The organism is Lactococcus sp. NH2-7C (genome assembly GCF_029953655.1).
In the GTDB taxonomy this organism is placed as follows: domain Bacteria; phylum Bacillota; class Bacilli; order Lactobacillales; family Streptococcaceae; genus Lactococcus; species Lactococcus lactis.
This window is the reverse complement of sequence record NZ_CP124538.1, coordinates 607,650-623,913: the sequence shown is the minus strand read 5'-3', so window position 1 is coordinate 623,913 and position 16,264 is coordinate 607,650. Positions and strand designations below refer to the sequence as shown.

Annotated in this window: 15 protein-coding genes; 12 read left to right on the top strand and 3 right to left on the bottom strand. The window is 33.7% G+C overall.

Annotated elements, in window-relative coordinates; all coding sequences use genetic code 11:
• Positions 1 to 34: 34 nt before the first annotated feature.
• Both QJV49_RS02985 and QJV49_RS02980 read right to left on the bottom strand, forming a co-directional pair.
• Positions 35 to 949 carry a cation diffusion facilitator family transporter gene (locus QJV49_RS02985; protein WP_225512060.1) on the bottom strand — a complete coding sequence of 305 codons (915 nt, stop codon included), beginning with the start codon at positions 947 to 949 and terminating at the stop codon, positions 35 to 37.
• On the bottom strand, positions 939 to 1,238 hold the full coding sequence (locus QJV49_RS02980) for a helix-turn-helix transcriptional regulator (RefSeq protein WP_003129394.1): 300 nt from the start codon (positions 1,236 to 1,238) through the stop codon (positions 939 to 941). Before QJV49_RS02980 ends, QJV49_RS02985 begins: the two co-directional genes overlap by 11 nt.
• A 95-nt stretch (positions 1,239 to 1,333) precedes the next feature.
• On the opposite strand from QJV49_RS02980, the gene QJV49_RS02975 reads away from it, so the two are divergent.
• The 5 genes from QJV49_RS02975 (at position 1,334) to QJV49_RS02955 (ending at position 6,514) form a co-directional block, all read left to right on the top strand.
• Positions 1,334 to 2,032: a M50 family metallopeptidase gene (locus QJV49_RS02975; protein WP_225512061.1), complete on the top strand. Its 699-nt coding sequence runs from the start codon at positions 1,334 to 1,336 to the stop codon at positions 2,030 to 2,032.
• Between the two features lie 260 nt (positions 2,033 to 2,292).
• Entirely contained in the window at positions 2,293 to 2,814 is a 522-nt protein-coding gene (gene pyrR / locus QJV49_RS02970) for a bifunctional pyr operon transcriptional regulator/uracil phosphoribosyltransferase PyrR (RefSeq protein ID WP_010906054.1), read from the top strand.
• A gap of 94 nt (positions 2,815 to 2,908) precedes the next feature.
• Positions 2,909 to 4,201: a uracil-xanthine permease family protein gene (locus QJV49_RS02965; protein WP_225512062.1), complete on the top strand. Its 1,293-nt coding sequence runs from the start codon at positions 2,909 to 2,911 to the stop codon at positions 4,199 to 4,201.
• Positions 4,202 to 4,410: 209 nt separating this feature from the next.
• On the top strand, positions 4,411 to 5,343 hold the full coding sequence (locus QJV49_RS02960) for an aspartate carbamoyltransferase catalytic subunit (protein WP_225512063.1): 933 nt from the start codon (positions 4,411 to 4,413) through the stop codon (positions 5,341 to 5,343).
• Positions 5,344 to 5,404: 61 nt separating this feature from the next.
• Positions 5,405 to 6,514, top strand: a complete 1,110-nt coding sequence (locus QJV49_RS02955) for a carbamoyl phosphate synthase small subunit (protein WP_225512064.1) — start codon at positions 5,405 to 5,407, stop codon at positions 6,512 to 6,514.
• Positions 6,515 to 8,739: 2,225 nt separating this feature from the next.
• On the opposite strand, the gene QJV49_RS02950 is transcribed toward QJV49_RS02955, so the two are convergent.
• The gene (locus tag QJV49_RS02950; RefSeq protein ID WP_225512065.1) at positions 8,740 to 9,366 is read right to left on the bottom strand and encodes a LysE/ArgO family amino acid transporter; all 627 of its coding nucleotides are present in this window, start codon (positions 9,364 to 9,366) and stop codon (positions 8,740 to 8,742) included.
• Between the two features lie 1,260 nt (positions 9,367 to 10,626).
• On the opposite strand from QJV49_RS02950, the gene QJV49_RS02945 reads away from it, so the two are divergent.
• The 7 genes from QJV49_RS02945 to QJV49_RS02915 all read left to right on the top strand — a co-directional run bounded on the left by QJV49_RS02945 (position 10,627) and on the right by QJV49_RS02915 (position 16,230).
• Positions 10,627 to 11,463, top strand: coding sequence for a metallophosphoesterase (locus QJV49_RS02945; protein WP_255597715.1), 837 nt, complete (start codon positions 10,627 to 10,629; stop codon positions 11,461 to 11,463).
• 464 nt (positions 11,464 to 11,927) lie between these two features.
• The gene (locus QJV49_RS02940) at positions 11,928 to 12,290 is read left to right on the top strand and encodes a TIGR02328 family protein (RefSeq protein ID WP_225512067.1); all 363 of its coding nucleotides are present in this window, start codon (positions 11,928 to 11,930) and stop codon (positions 12,288 to 12,290) included.
• A gap of 81 nt (positions 12,291 to 12,371) precedes the next feature.
• Complete coding sequence (locus QJV49_RS02935; RefSeq protein ID WP_225512068.1) at positions 12,372 to 12,836, top strand: hypothetical protein; 465 nt, start codon at positions 12,372 to 12,374, stop codon at positions 12,834 to 12,836.
• 155 nt (positions 12,837 to 12,991) lie between these two features.
• On the top strand, positions 12,992 to 13,237 hold the full coding sequence (locus QJV49_RS02930; protein ID WP_011676633.1) for a type B 50S ribosomal protein L31: 246 nt from the start codon (positions 12,992 to 12,994) through the stop codon (positions 13,235 to 13,237).
• A gap of 130 nt (positions 13,238 to 13,367) precedes the next feature.
• Positions 13,368 to 13,898, top strand: a complete 531-nt coding sequence (locus QJV49_RS02925) for a DUF177 domain-containing protein (RefSeq protein ID WP_225512069.1) — start codon at positions 13,368 to 13,370, stop codon at positions 13,896 to 13,898.
• A 155-nt stretch (positions 13,899 to 14,053) separates the two neighbouring features.
• Positions 14,054 to 14,746: a response regulator transcription factor gene (locus QJV49_RS02920; protein WP_225512070.1), complete on the top strand. Its 693-nt coding sequence runs from the start codon at positions 14,054 to 14,056 to the stop codon at positions 14,744 to 14,746.
• An 8-nt stretch (positions 14,747 to 14,754) separates the two neighbouring features.
• Entirely contained in the window at positions 14,755 to 16,230 is a 1,476-nt protein-coding gene (locus QJV49_RS02915; RefSeq protein ID WP_225512071.1) for a HAMP domain-containing histidine kinase, read from the top strand.
• The last annotated feature ends 34 nt before the right edge of the window (positions 16,231 to 16,264 follow it).

Below are 16,264 nucleotides of genomic sequence, written 5' to 3'. Positions count from 1 at the left end.
AGTAATTTTATAAATTGACAAGTTCTGTCAGTAATTAAATTTCATATTGAACGTGTTTTTTATGTTCGTCAGTAGTTTCATCAAGTTCAATGGCTGAGCGACAAACTTTCCCACTTTCTAAAAGCTTACGAACAGCGATTTTTGCATCAGAAAAATCTTGATTTTCGGGAATCACAATGTGAATCATTGCCGCATTTTGCTCACCGTCAATTGACCAAATGATAAGTTGTGTGACAGCAAGTACTTCAGGAAGTTGTTCAAGGGCTCTTAGAAGATTTTTGTAATCAATATCTTCGGGGACTGATTCAAGAAGAATACGTAAAGTTCCCCAGAATTTTGGCATGGCCTTGGATAAGATGAACAAAGCAATTAGAATAGAGAGAAGTGGATCGAGCCAGTACCATTTTACAAAATGAAGGACGATTGAAACAATTAGAACCCCCAGCCAACCTAAAACGTCTTCGAGCGCGTGGAGATTTAAAATACTTTCATTTCGTGAGGAACCTCGAGCCAAAAGCCATGCACCAAAACCATTAGCGACAATTGCAAAAATAGCCAAACCGAGCATGCCTGTTGCCTCTACAGGTTGAGGGTTGAAAAATCTAGGAACCGCTTCGAAAAGAACAATGAAACTCCCCGTAATTAATATGACACTTGTGAGTGAGGCGCCAAGTAAACTAAAACGTTGATAACCAAAAGAAAAGTGTTTGTCTTCTTGTTTTTTAGAGAATTTTTGGAAAAACCAGGCTAAGCCGATAGCAACGGCATCTCCTGTGTCATGGACGGCATCAGATAAAATGGCCGTAGAATTAAAGAGCACCCCAAAAATAAATTCTAAAATCGCAAAGAAGAGGTTTAAAGCAAAAACAATTGTGACGTTTTGTGAGACAAGTTTATCTAGATGATTATGGTCATGCTCACTTTTTATTTGTTTATTTTTAAGGCTCATGATTTCCTCCCTCTTGTTCATCCAAATGTTCAGCAACATCTTTCAAAAGATGCAAAATATGGCGGTCATAGATACTGTAAGTGACCGTTTTTCCAATTTTTTCATTCGTTAAAATCCGTGCATTTTTTAAAAGTTTTAGTTGTTGACTGACAAGAGATTGAGAAAGTTGTGTTTTTTCAACAATCTCATTTACGGTTAGGTTATCAGTGGCTAGGCTGGAAATAATTTTTAAACGTCCGTCGTTAGAGAAAAGTTTAAAAAATTCAGCAATATCTTTTTCGTTAATCATATTATTATATTATAATTTTATAATATGTTTGTCAAGCTTTCTTTAAATATTTTATTTTAAGTTATTTTTGTTATGATAAACTGAAAGGAGAAGTTTTGCAAGATTTTATCCAATATATTTATTCTGCTTTTGAAAGAATCGCAGACTTTAGTGACCAGCAAAAAATAATTTTATTAGGCTTGATTTGTGGGCTTTTAATAGCGATCTTTCTTTATCCATTATTAAGAATTTTAGTGACGCTTTTACATGAATTTGGTCATGCTCTGGCGGCGAAAATTACTTTTGGTAAAGTTTATAGAATTCATCTTAATCATGATAGTTCCGGCCTCACCCAAACAAGCGGTGGTGGGAGAAGCTTCTTTGTTTTATTGATGGGCTATCCAATGCCATTGCTTTTTGGCTGTCTCTTTAGCTGGTTTTTGATTATTAATCATCCAGAATTCATTCTTATAAGTCTGTTGATAGTCAGCCTTTCTGTTCTCATCGTCATTAAAAATTGGTATGGCTTTTTGATTTGTTTGCTAGGAATTTTAATTACAGGGGCTTTGCTTTATTTTGGTCAAATTCAGATTTTTAATTTTATTGGTGGGGCTTTAATTGGCTTTCTGATTTTAGGGGCATTCATTGACCTTAGAGTAATTTTTCATAGAAATGAAGAACTTTCTGATGCAGATTTACTCCATGAGAAATTTCAAATAATTCCTGCTTTTATTTGGAAACTAATTTTTCTTTTAATGATGTCATCTTGTCTATTTTTGATTATAATCACTTTCAAGATTTTATTCTCTAAATAAAAAATAATTTTTGACAAGTGGCGAGAACTTTGCTATAATCTATCTAACCTTTAAGATTGTCCAGAGAGGCAGGCAAGGTCAGAAATTAATAATGTAATAATATGATGGATACTGTCCATTTTCTGATACCTACCTGCATTCTCTTTTGAGTGCAGGTTTTTTGTATGTTAATGGACAACTTAGAAATGGAAGCTAAATCGCTAAATGAAAGATTTGTTAGTTTACTGACCGATTGATCATCAAGAATGAAAGGAGCCACAATGGCTAGAAAAGAAATTATTGACGAAATCACAATGAAACGTGCAATTACACGTATCACTTACGAGATTATTGAACGTAATAAAGAGCTGGACAAATTGGTTTTGATTGGGATTAAAACACGTGGTGTTTATTTAGCAAAAAGAATCCAAGAACGTTTGCAACAATTAGAAGGTTTAGAAATTCCTTTTGGTGAGTTGGATACGCGTCCATTTCGTGATGACAAACAAGCTCAAGAAGACACTACAGAAATTGACATCGATATTACAGGAAAAGATGTCATTCTTGTCGATGATGTTCTCTACACAGGTCGGACAATCCGTGCGGCAATTGATGGAATTGTAAAACTCGGTCGTCCAGCTCGTGTTCAATTGGCTGTATTAGTTGACCGTGGACATCGTGAATTGCCAATTCGTGCAGACTACGTTGGGAAAAATATTCCAACAGGTCGTGATGAAGAAATCATTGTTCAAATGTCTGAACACGATGGCAATGACAGTATTTTAATTAAACGTGAAGATTAAAAAATTTCTGTCATTAATTTAAAGTAAAAAATATGCTGTCAGTTACTGACGAAATAATTAACAAATATTCAACTTAGAGTTTTAGGAGAAAAAAGTGCACGATAATGATATTATCTTAAAAGTTGATGAGAAACCAGCCGCAAGTCAGTGGTTTGGTCTCTCGTTTCAACATTTGTTTGCCATGTTTGGCTCAACGGTTTTGGTGCCAATTTTAGTTGGGATTAACCCAGCGATTGCCCTCTTGAGTTCTGGACTTGGTACGCTTGCACACATGAGTGTTACAAAATTTAAAGTTCCAGCTTACATGGGATCAAGCTTTGCCTATATAGGTGCGATGACTTTACTGATGAAAAACGGTGGAATGCCAGCCATTGCTCAAGGGGCAATGACTGGTGGATTGGTTTATCTGATTGTCGCTTTAATTGTAAAATTTGCAGGTAAAGGTTGGATTGACAAAGTTTTACCGCCAATCGTCGTTGGCCCAATCGTTATGGTCATTGGATTATCGCTGGCTCCAACAGCAATTAATGATGCCATGTACACGGATGTTGCAAATCTAAAAGGATACAGTTTAGCTTATATCATTATTGCCCTCATCACTGTGTTATCTATTGTTGTTTACAGCATCTATGGCAAAGGATTTCTGTCAGTTGTTCCAATTTTACTTGGAATCATCACAGGTTATGTTGCAGCAATAATTATTGGTAAGATTACAGGGATGAACATTGTTTCATTCACTGGAATCTCACATGCTAAATGGCTGACCATTCCGCCAATGGAAATTCCGTTTGCCAATTACAAATGGGCCTTCTATCCGTCAGCAATTTTGACAATGGCACCCATTGCTTTTGTCACAATGACTGAGCATTTTGGCCACATTATGGTTTTGAATTCATTAACTAAAAAAGATTACTTTAAAGAACCAGGATTAGAAAAAACATTAACTGGTGATGGTCTAGCTCAAATCATCGCCGGATTTATTGGTGCACCGCCGGTGACCTCTTACGGTGAAAATATTGGAGTTATGGCAATTACAAAAATTCATTCGATTTATGTTATTGCTGGAGCTGCCGTTCTTGCTATCGTTGTCTCATTCATTGGGAAAATTACAGCACTCTTGCAATCAATTCCAGCACCCGTCATCGGGGGAGCATCAATTGCCCTTTTTGGAGTAATTGCAGCTTCTGGTTTGAAAATTTTGGTTGAAAATAAAGTTAATTTTGATATAAAAAGAAACTTATTAATCAGCTCAGTTGTCCTTGTTATTGGGATTGGTGGAATGATTATTAATATCACTCAAAATCTACAAATTTCATCAGTAGCCATTGCAACAATTCTCGGAATTATTTTAAATCTTGTCTTGCCGAAAGATCCTAGCGAAATTTAAAATCCTCAAAATTACTGACAGAACCGTCAGTCAGTCAGTTTACTGACAGAATTGTCAGTAATAAAAAAAGTGAACTTATAACTGATAAAATCTTGATAAGATTTCCATCAGTAGATAAAAATTTTGTCAGTTTACTGACAAAACAATCAAATATATTGTCAATAAAACTGTTGTGACAGAGAGCACACAGTCAGGGTAAAGGAGACCTCATGTCAGTAAAAAATGGATTAGTTCAAATCGAAAACCTCACAAGTATGGAAAACTTGAGTGTTGATGAAGTCATGGGACTTATCAAAAGAGCTTCAGCTTTCAAAGCAGGAACAGCAGAATTTGATTTAGAAAAACAAACTTTTGCTTCAAATCTTTTCTTTGAAAATTCTACAAGAACGCACCATAGTTTCCATATTGCTGAGCGTAAATTAGGCTTGGATGTTCTTGAATTTGATGCACAAGCGAGTTCAATTAGTAAAGGCGAAACTTTATATGACACCGTCTTAACACTTGATGCACTTGGAGTTGATATTTGCGTTATTCGTTCAGGAGTAGAACATTACTATGAAGAATTAGTGAATTCAGATAATATTCATTGTGCGATTGTTAACGGTGGAGATGGTTCAGGGCAACATCCAAGTCAATGTTTACTTGACTTGATGACCATTTATGAAGAATTTGGAAAATTTGAAGGTTTAAAAATTGCAATTTCTGGAGATTTAACTCATTCACGTGTTGCTAAATCTAATATGATGATGCTTCAAAAATTAGGAGCTAGACTTTACTTTACAGGCCCAGCAGCATGGTATAGTGAAGAATTCGATGATTACGGGCATTATGCCAACCTAGACCGAATTTTGCCAGAACTTGACGTTCATATGCTCTTACGCGTTCAACACGAACGTCATGATAGTGGTGAAAGTTTTTCTAAAGAAGGCTACCATAATCATTTTGGACTGACAGAAGAACGAGCAAAAATGTTGAAACCAACAGCTATTATTATGCACCCAGCTCCAGTCAATCGGGATGTTGAAATTGCTGACAGCCTTGTTGAGAGTCCACAAAGTCGGATTGTTCAACAAATGAGCAATGGCGTTTATACTCGAATGGCAATTCTTGAAGCAATTCTTGCTGGAAAAAAAGCTAAATAATTCAAAGAGCTAACCACAAGAAAAAATAATTGCTAAAGCAAATTCAAAGGAAATATTTATTATGAGCAAAAGACTTTTAATTTTAGAAGACGGAACCATTTTTGAGGGAGAATCCCTTGGGGCAAACTTGGATGTTACAGGTGAACTTGTCTTTAATACAGGAATGACAGGCTATCAAGAATCAATCACTGACCAATCATATAACGGACAAATTTTGACCTTCACTTATCCAATTGTTGGAAATTATGGCGTCAACCGAGATGATTATGAATCAATTCATCCAACCTGTAAAGCCGTAGTTGTTCATGAAGCAGCGCGCCGTCCTTCAAACTGGCGGATGCAAATGTCTTTTGATGAATTTTTAAAAACAAAAAATATTCCTGGAATTACAGGTGTGGATACTCGAGCGATTACCAAAATTGTTCGAGAACACGGCACGATGAAGGCTTCACTTGTACAAGCAAGAGATGAGGTAGAACATCAAATGAGCCAACTTCAAGCCACAGTATTACCAACAAATCAAGTCGAAACAAGTAGTACAACAACCGCTTATCCATCACCAAATACAGGCAGAAAAGTTGTCGTTGTTGACTTCGGATTGAAACATAGCATTCTACGGGAACTTTCAAAACGAGAATGTAATCTCACCGTTGTACCATACAACACCAGTGCTCAAGAAATTTTGGAAATGGAACCTGATGGTGTCATGCTAACTAATGGACCAGGAGACCCAACAGATGTTCCAGAAGCAATTGAAATGATTAAAGAAATTCAAGGTAAAATTCCAATTTTCGGTATTTGCCTAGGTCATCAATTATTTAGCCTTGCAAATGGAGCGACAACCTACAAAATGAAATTTGGACACCGTGGATTTAACCATGCCGTTCGTGAAATTGCAACAGGACGAATTGACTTCACCTCGCAAAATCATGGCTATGCTGTTTCATCAGAAAATTTACCTGAAGACCTAATGATTACCCATGTTGAAATCAATGACGACTCAGTTGAAGGAGTGCGTCACAAACACTTCCCAGCATTTTCGGTACAATTTCACCCAGACGCAGCTCCTGGACCTCACGATGCTAGCTATCTTTTTGATGATTTTATGGATCTCATGGATAATTTTAAAAAAAGTGTTGGTATAAATGAATTTACAAATATTGGTTCTTAATAAAACTGACAAAAGTAACAAAAAATAGAAAGCCTGTTTTTATAGCAGGTTCTTTTTTTATAAATTAATAAGTGCATCAACAATATCATTTTTGCCTTTTTAGTAAAATGATTATATATTTTAAGGGTTACTTTTGTATCAGAATATCCTACTCTTTCCATAATTGATTTTAATGATATAACGAGTTCTGAGAGAAGTTAAACATGAGAATGTCTAAAAATATGAGAGGAAATTTTTGTGGGAATACGATTAGTTTTGGTAGCTTCTTTTAAACTTAAATTAAAAGAGTTTAACACTTATGAGTTACCTCTACTAAATAAGAAAATATAGTCATCATTTTCAGCAGAAAAAACTTAAATTGAGTAAGCGATTGAAAATGGAAAGATTTCAGTTGTAAAATGCCAAGAACGCTCTGACAGATGTGAAGAGTAACTGACAGAAACATCAGATGGGATCGCGGAAGTACCAATAGATGATGTTCACACTTCTTCAAAGTCGAGTGTTGAACCAATATTTGCAAAGTAAGCACTCGCTACGATGATTGAATTGGAAAAATCAGTACTGCAAGGAGTGAAACAAGTTTGATTTGCTTATGATAAAGTTGGAGACATAAGTGATATAAAATAGCGGTTGAAATGCCACCTCCAATATCTTATGCCGTCCCAAGGGTATATGGGAAACAATATCTGGGTAACATATGCTAAAAGATACCTCCGAAAAGGTCAGACTGTCAAAAACCATCAGAAATAATAAGCCAAATGGAACTAGATAAGTATGAGTCGGTCTCCAAGGTGAGAAGTTTCAACACTGAGTAATCTACAAATATACGGCTTTGAAAGCTTAAGACTTAGAAATGGGTTTTGAAATGCAAAATATTATGTTCAAAATGATGAAATTACTCCCAATAAAGTAATTCCTAACTCTACTACAGATGGTGGAGCTGAACCCGGAGTATAGGAGACACCTAAAAACTGTCAATGATAATCGAAAAAGAATATCAGAGCGGTCAATGTACCTATAAAATTAGGCAAGTGGGGTCGGAGTTGTCAAGGGAAGCTACAAACATAGCTTGACTTAATGGGCGATGAGAGTGTTGGCATAACTGAGGATGGTCCTTGTAATGAGAGCAGGAGGAGATGCCACAAGTCATATTTAATAAACACAAAGCATTTCTCATGCACATAAGGATTCTGGTATGACAAAAAATCACACTCAGAAAATATATCTTATTAGAAGCGAGTGATGTCTTTGACTACTATTTCAGACAAACAGACAAAGAATAGTAAACTAAGACACAACGAATACGCTATGCAAAAAAGTCTTAAACAGCTACTCCTAAAACGCAAAAGACCCGAACTGGCAAGGGCCAGGCTATGGTAAATGTGAGTGTAATAACTTGTATTATTGAACTAGTCAACTTAATCATAATACTTAAATAGTTTAAAAGTAGATGGTTTTCAAGTTTTGCTTAAAGAAGTATAAGCTTTTAATACTAACAAAAAAGGAAGAATAGTGGATTGTTTAGATCGGCTTATAAAGCATTAATTTTAGTGTGAACACAAGTTGTTCATGGAAACAATTGTAAGTTCATCGCTTTAAAAATCATCATGAATTGTTCTCAATGAAAATCATTGGTTGAAATTGATGTTCATATTCAACTTCCAACAGAAAAATAAAAACAGGGGATTTATCTGATTCAATTAAAGAGATTATTACAGAGTGTGAAGATATGGATAAAGGATGGAATATAGTTGGATTAACTAGTTCGTATTTCCGGAGAGCAGCATCCATTTTACCACTATTTGGACGTGCAGGTTATTGCTCCCTTGATTTGTGCTGCTCAACAAGTAGTTGTAGGTATGAAATTTATGAACTGCTGCAGCAATGTTGAAATTTTCAATCCAAATAAACGAGGATTAGTGAGTATAATAATTTATCGGAACTTAAAGGGAAAATTATCGATCAGTAAGAATGAAAATCTTTTATAATATAGTAAAAGTTTCAAACTTAGGTGCCAGTAAATGCTGATACTTTTTATTTTATTGAATAGTCTATATAATTCATAGCAAAAGAAGAACATAAGAGTAAACTAAGAAAATCAAGATTTATTCTTGATATCTCTTAATCTAAGAGTTCCAAGCTCTTAATAATTTCAGTTTAGCATCCTACTTTAGGTGCTTTTTATATAAAAAAACCGGTAAATTACCGAGTCTTTTTATGTTCTATTAAAATACTGTTGTTAAAACATGTATTACTAAATATATCCCATAGACAAGAACAATGATTCCAGAGATAACATTGACCCACACTAAGAATAATTTTGGTAACTTTTCTTTCAGTAATCCTACGAATAGCGTAATACCGTAGAACCAAAAAACTGTTGCTAAGAGAACGCCAATTATGAAGTAGAAAGATTCTATCCCGGATAGTGTACCATGTAAGGCACCTAGCATTAAAGATCCATCTATGAGAGCTTGCGGATTGGCCCAAACAAGCAGTAAAGAAGACAAAATTACTTTACCTAGAGTTTGGGAAGCAGAAACAGGTGAATTTTCATCAAAATGAGCTGCTCGAGAATCTTTCAGAATCCCCCATGCGATATAGATCAATAACATTCCACCTACTGCCATCACTATAAGCTTAAAGATTTCGTTTGTAGAAATTAAAGCCCCCATTCCATAGAAGGCGGCAATTTCGAAAATAGCATCAGAAAGCCATATAAAAAAAGCATAAATGAGTGCTTTTTTGAGAGTATTAGTAAGTGCGTTATTGAAAACATAAATATTTTGCATCCCTATTGGAGCAATTGCTGCAAATCCAATAAGCATACCTTTAAGAATTACAAATAACATAAAATAAATTTTAACATAATTATGTTTTTAAAACACAAAGCATGCTCTAAGCTCTTAAACTGATAGTTTAAAAAATTAGATATAATGAAGGGCTTAAAAATGAGTGTCAGCAAGACTCTGATATTTTTTATATAAAAAATACACCAGTTATATGTATAGCTCATTAGTTTTGTAACATACCGGAAAATGGCAGAGTACATGAGATTCTTTTCTCACAAAGATCATTTCACTTGAAAAGGATTTCTAAACTTCATATAATTAAATTATCTATGCACGAGTAGCTATTCTATATGCTTTCTATTCTATAAAGTATTCTAGTGTGTAGCAAAATGCCTAATATTTATTAGGTGTTTTTTAATTACATTCTGTATTGTAATTGTTTCGCATTACTTTATCGCATTTATAATAAGTTTTATATTTATTTGCGCCGGTTGGTACTATCGCCATTATTTGTTAGCAAAGATAAAGTGGTTTTCACGTAGAGACTTTTGGACCAATAACCTTTAGCACGTGTACCAGAGTAGAGTATTTTTATTTTATAGTTTATATATTGTGGGCAGTAGCTTATTATTTATTAAATTGGATATTATATCTTGATAATCTTCAATTTGATGGATTTAATGCACTATCATTTAATACTGTTCATAGAAAGATTCATCAACTTATCAATATTTTGTTACTGGCCACAGGTATAATAGAAATTTATTTTTTTCCTATTATGGGATTGGGCGTTGCATCGCTACAAATTATAACGTGGGTGGTTCCTTCTCCTGCAAATTCAGATAAAATAGAAGTCGAAAAAATTTTTTATTATTCATTTAAGAAATGTGTTCTATAATAACTTTATTCCAAAAAATAAACTTTTTCATAAATACTCCTAAAGCGCCTACTAATCTAGGCGTTTTTTATCGTCTCGCGTACAAGCTTTATCACTTCAGAAGGTTAATATAATGTTTTTAGAGGCTTTATCAAGCATACAAAGTAACTTTTGAAGTTGAATTTAAAAGTGAGTTTCAAAATATTAACAATAAAAAGCATAATGATAGGCTTATTTCTAAGTTATTTGTTATTGAGAAGAATATGCTCCTCACATATTTACTTGTAAAATAATCAAATTTCCTCATGAATTTTTTTATAAACTTTAAATTTTATCCAATCTATTGAGTACATATTTCAATAATTATATGTAGCATGCCCTTATAAAAAAGTGAATTCTTTTTGTAAGTTTAAAAAATACGCAATATGTTATAATCTAGAGATATGAAAATTAAAAAAATAGTATTTTCACTTATTATTCTTATAATATGTACTGTTATAGGAGTCTTTTACTACGCTTTTAAAGTTGAACCTTATCGTTTAGTAGTCAACGAGCATCAAGTGAATAATACAAATTCTAAAGAAAATTTGAAAATTGTTCAGTTGTCTGATTTACATATTAAAAAGGATTTTAATGCTGATCGATTAGATAAAGTGATTCAAAAAACAAATGAACAAAATCCTGATTTTATTATTTTCTCGGGAGATTTATATGATAATTATTCGCAATACAATGAAAATGAAGCGGTTATTTCTAAGTTAAAAAGCCTGAAAGCAAAATATGGAAAAATTGCAATTTGGGGCAATCGAGATTATGGTGGGGGAGCTGTCAGGGAATATGCAAATATTATGGCTGAATCTGACTTCTATCTTTTAAGAAATGAAAATCAAGTTTTTACTTTGGATAATGGTAAGAAAATTTTATTCACAGGTTTGGATGATGCTTTGTTAGGGAATCCGCAATTTCCCTCGCCAAATCAAATGGCTGAAACGTGTTATGATATATTATTGACTCATGAACCGGATGAAGTTAGCCAATATCAAAATAAGGGTTATGAATTAATTCTTTCTGGTCATAGCCATGGAGGTCAAATAAACATCCCACTCATTCCTCAAATTCAAAAAAAAGCTACGTCATTGATGAGTCATGCGAATAACTATACTGGTGGACTCTATCAGTTAGGGAAAAATGAAAAACTTTATGTTAATACGGGGATAGGAACGACTCATTTATCAGCCAGATTTGGTGTAGCTCCTGAAATTGCCGTTTTAACTTTTTAGATATCTAGATTACTAAATGAAATCGCTTGACATTTTAGGTGACCTATTATAGAGTTTAAATAGAATATATTAGCTTAAATAGCATAAGGCTAGGCTAAAATGGGGTATTTGGATGCAGGGGAAAAGGTTTATTTGCTACTTAGTATTATAAAAGCAGTGGGTGTTTGGAATATCGCTAATGGAACTCAAGTTTTAAGCAAAGCTTAAGCCAGTCTTTTACGTTATGTAATTTGAAAATAGGTTCTTTAAAAAATCAGCTAATCAAATTACTTGAGGGCATCCTTTTATCAAGGTATAATAGATATATCTTTATTTCAGATATTAATTGTTAATTCTAGAACTCATCGGTTGAACAATCGGAAATCAACAATTAATATCTGATTCAAATAGGGAAAAGAGAGTTCTCCTTCGGGAGGATTTTTTAATAAAGAAATTTTTCTATTCTAAGTATGTAAGGGGAGAATATGAGACTTTGGCATGAATCTTTAATCAAAAAGCTTCCAAGACAGCAACTTTTGGGACAGCATCGTGAATGTTGTGCCCTTCGAGGAAAAGGCTGGGGCAAGCCACATTCAACAGTAAATTATGTTTTTAATTATTCGCCCTATAAACTTTTTCAATATCATTTACAAGTAATGGCTGAAATGAGAAAAAGAGGTTATCATCCGGATGAAAAATGGCTAAATCCTTTATATCGGGGACAAACTTCTAAAGTATATTTAGAACTAGAAGAAGTTGTCCAAACCTTTCCAATCTATCCTGAACATAATAATGATTATCTTGAAGAATGTAAAGAAAATTTAAGAGAAAAGGGAATAATAATCTAGAAAATAAAAAGAGGATTTCCTTTGAAAAGGCTTAAATGATATGATAAAATCATGAGTATAAAATGAGAAAGAGAGTGACTCATGATTGTCGATTTAGGAAATATCTGGGATGCCTTGAGTGCGATTGGAACTATAGGTGTAGTTATTGTTTCACTTTATTTGGCAAGAAAAGACTATCGGAAAAAATTAGAAGTTGACTATTGGATTTCTTATAAAATATTTTCTGGAGAAAAAGTATCTTTGTGGTCTATTGATCTTGTAAATATTGGCTCTGTTCCCGTAAAAATTTATGAAGTGGGTATTTATCGAAAAAATTGGCTAAGAAAAAGACGAAAGAAAATAATTTTTATGATGCCTAGAGATTTCGAGTATGAAAGTGCCAAACTACCAATTTTACTTAATCCGCAAGAAGACGCAACTTATTTCATAGCCAAAAATGAGTGTATAACTAAAATAAAAGAACTTGGAATTAATCAACGTAAGATTGGTCTTTATGCTAGAGATACTACCGGAAAATATTATTATAGAAAATTTTTATTGGAGTAGGTTTACTTTTTTTAAGAATTGTAAAGTTTGTAAAGTTTTTTTCTTGACAAAAGAAAATTTTAACTTGAAATTTATCTATAAATTTGATAGAATGTTTAAGTATTCGTACAACTTTGGTCTGGCAAACAGTCCAAGGCAGAAAGGAAATTCTAACGATGAAACAAAATATCCATCCAAATTACCAACCAGTGGTCTTCATGGACACTACAACTGGTTACAAATTTTTGACTGGTTCAACTAAAGGTTCTAAAGAAACTGTTGAATGGGAAGACGGAAACACTTATCCATTGATTCGTGTTGAAATCTCTTCAGATTCACATCCATTCTATACAGGTCGTCAAAAATTCCAAGCAGCGGACGGACGTATCGCTCGTTTCGAAAAGAAATACGGCAAACAATAATAGAAATGGTCACTCGACCATTTTTATTTTTACTTTTAAAAGTTGTCATTTGACAGCTTTTTATTATGAAAAAATATAGAAATAAGATAAAATAAAGAAAAATAATTAAATTGTGGGAGAATATTAAAAGATGAAATGGTCTCTAAATGAATTAACGAAAAAAAAACAGATTAGTTTCAATGAAGAATTAGATTTACGTGAAGAGTTGCTCAAACGTTCACAAGAAATTTTGAACTGTCAACCAATTGAGGTTAAAGGTGAAATTGCTTATGATGATGATTTATTTTATTTAGATTATCAAATAAAAACAGTATTGACATTGCCTTCGTCAAGAAGTTTAAAACCAGTTGAGTATCCTATTGATCTTCTTGTCAATGAAATTTTTGCGACTGAAGAGAGTTTGAGAGGAAATCAAGAATTATTAGACAATGATTTGATTATTGTTTTGGATAAAGATTTAATTAGTTTAGATGAATCAATCACTGATAACCTTTTATTGGAAATTCCTTTACAAATTTTTGCTGAAGATGAAGAGGCCGAAGAGTTGCCGTCTGGTAAATTCTGGTCTGTTTTAAGTGAAGAAGATTATGCCAAACAACAAGAAGAAAAATTGGAAGAAAAGAAATCTCCTTTTGACGGTTTGAATGGATTATTTGATTAGACGGCTCTCATTTTCAAAGGATTTCAGCCTTAAAGCATAAGAAAGCGAAAACAATTTAAAAAAAGCGTCAAATAGTTTGTACATAAATTAAATTTATCTTATAATAGTATTATAAGAAATCGAATTATACAGTTTTTTTAACAAAGGAGAATAATATGACTTCAAAGAAAATTTTGATTATTGAGGATGAAAAGAATTTAGCGCGATTCGTCTCATTGGAATTAGAGCATGAAGGCTATGCGACTGAGATTAAAGATAACGGTCGCTCTGGTCTTGAAGAAGCAACTTCAAAAGATTATGATTTAATCTTGCTTGATTTGATGCTTCCTGAACTCGACGGCTTTGAGGTAGCTCGTCGTTTACGAAAAGAAAAAGATACACCAATTATTATGATGACGGCACGTGATTCAACGATGGACCGTGTTGCTGGTCTTGATATTGGTGCTGATGATTATATCACTAAACCTTTTGCCATAGAGGAACTTTTGGCGCGTGTTCGTGCTTTCTTCCGTCGTGAAGAGCATGGTCACGCCATTGAACGTGCTGAAAATACTTCTTTCCGTGATCTTGTGATTGATAAAACGAATCGTACGGTTCATCGTGGTAAAAAAGTAATTGATTTAACGCGTCGTGAGTATGACCTTCTTTTGACATTGATGCAAAATGTTGGTGATGTTGTGACTCGTGAACATTTAGTTTCACAAGTTTGGGGATATGAAGAAGGAACAGAAACAAATGTTGTAGATGTTTATATTCGTTATCTTAGAAATAAAATTGATGTTGAGGGTCAAGATAGCTATATTCAAACTGTTCGTGGCTTAGGTTATGTAATGCGTGAACGCAAATAAAAAATAAGATGAAAAAATTATTTACTTTCAATAAGAAAAAAGAGACGGTAGGGGAAAGTTCAACTAAGCGGTCTATCATGCTTAGGTGGGCTTTTGCTAACACCGTTTTTTGTTTTATTACTTTTACTTTGTTTGCTACTTTGACTTATCAATTGACAATCAGTTCTTTTATTAAAGAAGAACAACAATTATTAACTCGCTCTATGGATAGTGTTGAGGAAGTCTTAGAAAAAGCAGATGCTCCTTTGAATTCATCGAATTTGAACACATATATTGAAGCGACATCAAAGATTCAAAACGGTGAGTCTGAAGGAATGAGTTTGGGGAGTATTATTGGCACACGGAAAGCTTTTTATATTTATGATTTAAATCATAAATTATTGTATTCAACGAATCGACATACTTTTGGCTTTCAGAATCAGGCTAATAATGAAATGAAAGAGATTCGGGGAGAAAATCCGGGTTATTTAGTTCAGAGAAAAATTATTTCTAAATCAACAGGACAAGTTGTGGGATACTTACAGGCTTTTTATGATACGACGACTTATCATCGAATTTCTAATCTTCTTTTGATTGTCTTGTTAATTTTAGAAATTGTTGCCTTGATAGTCGCTCAGATGATTGGTTATTTCATGGCTAATTATTTTATGAAACCATTGGAAAAACTTTATCAGGGTATGCAAGAAATGGCAAATGATCCAACAAATGATTTTGAACCGATTGAAATTCAAAGTGGAGATGAAATCGAAGAGTTGGCTCACGTTTACAACGATATGATGTTGAAGATGAAGGCATATCTCGAACAGCAAAATCGATTTGTTTCTGATGTTTCTCATGAATTAAGAACACCCTTAGCTGTCTTGGATGGACATATTAACTTGTTGAATCGATGGGGGAAAAATGATCCAGAAGTATTAGATGAATCTTTGCAGGCAAGTTTAGATGAAGTTGATCGAATGAAGAAAATGCTTGAGGAGATGTTGGCTCTTGCTCGTCTTGAAAATGTTGACTTATCAAGTGAAGAACTGGATTGTGATGTTGGAAAAGTTTGTAATCGGGCACTTAAGAATTTTCAGCTTTTGCATGATGATTTTGAAATAGTGCTTGATAACCGTCTTATTTATCCAACTCATGCGCGAATTTCAGAAAATCATTTTGAACAAGGCTTACGAATTCTGTTAGATAATGCTGCTAAATATTCTCCTGATGATCGTAAAGAAATCGTGATTACTGTTTCCGAGGATGAACAGTTTGTGATTACGAGTGTGTCTGACAAAGGAATTGGAATTTCAGAAGAGGATATTAATCATCTTTTTGAACGTTTCTTTAGAGCGGACAAGGCTCGCAATCGAGAAATTGGTGGAACTGGTTTAGGTTTACCAATTTTAGCTCGATTGGCCGAAAATTATCAAGGGGAAATTGAGGTAAATTCAGAACTGGGTCTTGGTTCAACTTTTACTCTAAAATTCCCGAAAATAAAATAAAGAATAAGAGAATTGCTAAAGGGCAGTTCTTTTT

Coding starts and splice junctions, on each gene's coding strand:
- QJV49_RS02920 (WP_225512070.1), top strand. CDS start 14,054: ATGACTTCAAAGAAAATTTTGATTATTGAGGATGAAAAGAATTTAGCG.
- QJV49_RS02960 (WP_225512063.1), top strand. CDS start 4,411: ATGTCAGTAAAAAATGGATTAGTTCAAATCGAAAACCTCACAAGTATG.
- QJV49_RS02925 (WP_225512069.1), top strand. CDS start 13,368: ATGAAATGGTCTCTAAATGAATTAACGAAAAAAAAACAGATTAGTTTC.
- pyrR (WP_010906054.1), top strand. CDS start 2,293: ATGGCTAGAAAAGAAATTATTGACGAAATCACAATGAAACGTGCAATT.
- QJV49_RS02915 (WP_225512071.1), top strand. CDS start 14,755: ATGAAAAAATTATTTACTTTCAATAAGAAAAAAGAGACGGTAGGGGAA.
- QJV49_RS02955 (WP_225512064.1), top strand. CDS start 5,405: ATGAGCAAAAGACTTTTAATTTTAGAAGACGGAACCATTTTTGAGGGA.
- QJV49_RS02985 (WP_225512060.1), bottom strand. CDS start 949: ATGAGCCTTAAAAATAAACAAATAAAAAGTGAGCATGACCATAATCAT.
- QJV49_RS02980 (WP_003129394.1), bottom strand. CDS start 1,238: ATGATTAACGAAAAAGATATTGCTGAATTTTTTAAACTTTTCTCTAAC.
- QJV49_RS02930 (WP_011676633.1), top strand. CDS start 12,992: ATGAAACAAAATATCCATCCAAATTACCAACCAGTGGTCTTCATGGAC.
- QJV49_RS02950 (WP_225512065.1), bottom strand. CDS start 9,366: ATGTTATTTGTAATTCTTAAAGGTATGCTTATTGGATTTGCAGCAATT.
- QJV49_RS02940 (WP_225512067.1), top strand. CDS start 11,928: ATGAGACTTTGGCATGAATCTTTAATCAAAAAGCTTCCAAGACAGCAA.
- QJV49_RS02935 (WP_225512068.1), top strand. CDS start 12,372: ATGATTGTCGATTTAGGAAATATCTGGGATGCCTTGAGTGCGATTGGA.
- QJV49_RS02945 (WP_255597715.1), top strand. CDS start 10,627: ATGAAAATTAAAAAAATAGTATTTTCACTTATTATTCTTATAATATGT.